This window comes from Rhizobium sp. BR 315 (assembly GCF_050577975.1).
In the GTDB taxonomy this organism is placed as follows: Bacteria; Pseudomonadota; Alphaproteobacteria; order Rhizobiales; family Rhizobiaceae; genus Rhizobium; species Rhizobium miluonense.
In genome coordinates this window covers 1-3,283 of the sequence record NZ_JARWKZ010000120.1, presented here as the reverse complement: position 1 = coordinate 3,283, position 3,283 = coordinate 1, and the positions used below count along the sequence as shown (strand labels likewise).

General features: G+C 54.6%; 1 protein-coding gene and 1 pseudogene. Both read right to left on the bottom strand.

Annotated features, from left to right (window positions below):
- Window positions 1–1,423: 1,423 nt before the first annotated feature.
- Window positions 1,424–2,413: pseudogene (locus QD409_RS35235) on the bottom strand (IS5 family transposase).
- Window positions 2,370–3,146: a helix-turn-helix domain-containing protein gene (locus tag QD409_RS35230; protein WP_430765013.1), complete on the bottom strand. Its 777-nt coding sequence runs from the start codon at window positions 3,144–3,146 to the stop codon at window positions 2,370–2,372. Before QD409_RS35230 ends, QD409_RS35235 begins: the two are co-directional and overlap by 44 nt.
- Between the last annotated feature and the right edge of the window lie 137 nt (window positions 3,147–3,283).

Here is a 3,283-nt window from a genome sequence, read left to right as displayed (position 1 = left end):
CGGTAACGGCGAAGCGGTACTTCGGAATCCCGTGCCGCGTCAGCAGCGCAGCGACGCATTGTGCGGCAAGGGCCGGTTCCAGCGGGATATCATCCGTGCTGTTATTAATCATATCATTGTGGTCTTCGCTAAAATCGCGCATAAATGATAGGCCCAGTGTTGTGCAATTGCGAAATGCGCGTCTATATAGCCGCAATACGCTCATATTGAGCGATTCGAGTCCCTCGGCTACTGTGTCCGTTCTAAATCGCAATAAAAGTATGTGATAGTCGCAATATATGAAGAAAGCTACGCATGTTTGCGAGATCGATTTGGGCGTGGAATCGGGCAAGTGAATCTTTGATGTCCATTCCAAAGGCCGCAGCACGGATCGCCTGGCCTTTTTGCACACTTTCTACCGATGTAGGGTTTATAGGTCACTTTGTCCTTGTCTTCCGTGATTCATGTGGGCAGACCAGGGTGGCTCTCAATAAGTGGCGTTGATAAAGATGAAATACTTTCAGCAAGTGAGAATGCTTCTATCTGTTGTCGTTATTCTGTTCGCATTACTCGTTTATCCACTCAATATTTACATAGTGTCCTCAGATAGATGTGAGCGTTTAAGTAATTTTATATTTTACGGATGGCCGCCAAATGCCTTCTTAGTGAAGGATTTAAATATTCTCTCATATGAATCGGTTGAGCGTTGTATTTTCTTTGTCGATAGATCTGTTTTCAGCATCGTTCTAGCTTCGTGGATGATTTTTAGCCTCATCTGGAGGGCGACAAAAAGAAAAAATGTTTACATATCGACGTATTTTTGGGTTAATGCTGTAATTTCTGTTGGATTGCTATTTGTATCAGGCAAAGGTTTTGTCGATACGTACAATATAATAATGCTTAGCAATAAAGATAATATTTCAATCTCTATAGTAAAGTCCTGTTTTATCATTTTCTTATTCTACTATGTCCTGCAAATGACTTTGTACATGGCTTTTTCTTTTGTGAAGAAAGCGATTCGAGCTGAAAAGATTTTAAGGTAGGCGCGCGACGGTGAATTCGGTGTCTGGCGCGACGCCAATCAGAACGGCATCGTGGACGATGGCGAGTTGCAGACCATGTCACAGGCCGGCATCAAGCTGATCAACCTTCTGCCGACGCGAATGGCAGCCAGACCTTCTCCGACGGCTCGGCGATCACGGGCACGAGCTCGTACCAGACGACCGATGGTACGTCACATTACCTGGTCGGCGATGCCACGCTCGCCTATCAGCGGGCCATGCCGAAGCAGAATGCTGCGTGATAGTTGATGATGAGCGCTGACAGGCCTGTCGTCCCTAACCGGCAGGCCTGTCTCCAGATCAATCCACCGCGAATGAGGGCATCGCATTGGCGTTGGTGCAGGGATCGGAATATTTCGGACGCCAGTCTTTGATGTTTTCGTCTATGCGGTGGCTGTCATGCGACGGACGGATTTCGGGCGTGCACATGCCAACATTCGATTGAGGGCGGCGCAGCCGATGGCGACCTCAGTCTTTTGCGCCCCGAAGGATCGTGCCCGCAGGCGGTGACCGATGATCGACTTGTATCTGCCGATCGCGGTCTCGATCAGCGAACGCTCGCCGTAGCCGGTGTCGGCTTGCCACCGCATCCGGCCGTCCGTGGCGATCGCCGCGATATGACGGTTTCGTTGACTGGAGGGTCTGGTGTCCGATCCGTCCACCGCGTTAGCGCGCGGCGGAACGACGATCGCAGCGCCGGCGGAATGGTTGCTGACGGCATCGTAGGTCGGTTTCCCGTCATAGGCACCGTCAGCGGTAAACTGACCGATCGAAACGTCGACCTGATTGAGCAGCGGCTCCACCTGCGAGGCATCGCCCGTATCCTGGTCAGTCATGATGTGGGCGATGATCTCGCCGCTGTCGGCATCCAGTGCCAGATGCAGTTTGCGCTAGCTTCGCCGCGACCTGACGCCATGCTTTTCCTCCTGCCACTGGCCGGCGCCGTAGACTTCAAGCCCAGTGCTATCGATGAGAACGTGCACGGGCCCTTCTCCTGGAATCCCGCGACCTTGCCGTGTGTCAGGCGATCGCCGTGTGCTTACGCGCCGGCTGAGCGTGGTATGATCGGGCACGCTGAGAGCCAACCCCATCAGTTGCAGCACCGATATCAGCAATCCCTCTGTCTGACGGAGACGCAGGCCGAACACCAGTCCCAGCGTCAGTGCGGTCTCGATCGCTAGATCAGAGTAACGCGGCTGACCGCCGCGGGTCGTGCGCTTCGGCGCTTGCCACTGCGACAAAGCTTCCGCGGTCATCCACAGCGTCAGGCTGCCGCGTCGGCGAAGGCCTGCCTCATACTCCGACCAATTGGTCACTTTGAACTTCATCTTACGGATGCGATGGCGGCGGCCGGCATTGTGTTTGAAGGGCATAAAGCTGACAGACCCGATAGTTCAACCACCGCTCGGCTACACCATGACCGCTGAACGATCCGTGCACCAACGCTGGTCCTGACCCTAGCTCCAGTGCCGTCTGGCGCCGTGCATCGCGCTCGATAATCCAATCCAGAACATAGGCGTCGAAGTCGGTCTGGTCGTAAAGAGCCTGGGGATCGTTGAAGGCGACGGCGTCAAGGCCTGCCGTCTCCATATATTGCACGATCGTTCGCGCAGTATCGGCGTGGTCGTCCAGGATGGCGACCCTGCGACGAGAGGCGGTCGGTTCGATCAAGAGGCGGGCGACGGCGTGCGCTGGGATAACCGACCTGGCATCTGCGGGCATAACTCGCCACGAACCATCGATCTCCGCAGCAATCAGTGTTCCCGCCGGCACCTGCCCGACCGGATTACCCAACCGGATGCGACAGGGGACAATATGATTGTTGATGACGATTGAGGCGTCGACTAGGGCGTCCGCATTGTCGAGCGTAACAAGCTCTTGCAGCGTCTCGCCGAAATGCTCGGCGACCCGCTTCAATTCTTCAAGCGACCAGGAGGCATTCGTCGTCAGGCGGCGGTTTCCGGCGGAGTAGGAAAGCCCGAGGATTTCGGAGACGGTAACGGCGAAGCGGTACTTCGGAATCCCGTGCCGCGTCAGCAGCGCAGCGACGCATTGTGCGGCAAGGGCCGGTTCCAGCGGGATATCATCCGTGCTGTTATTAATCATATCATTGTGGTCTTCGCTAAAATCGCGCATAAATGATAGGCCCAGTGTTGTGCAATTGCGAAATGCGCGTCTATATAGCCGCAATACGCTCATATTGAGCGATTCGAGTCCCTCGGTGAGCGATTCGAGTCCCTCGG

Coding starts and splice junctions, on each gene's coding strand:
- QD409_RS35230 (WP_430765013.1), bottom strand. CDS start 3,146: ATGATTAATAACAGCACGGATGATATCCCGCTGGAACCGGCCCTTGCC.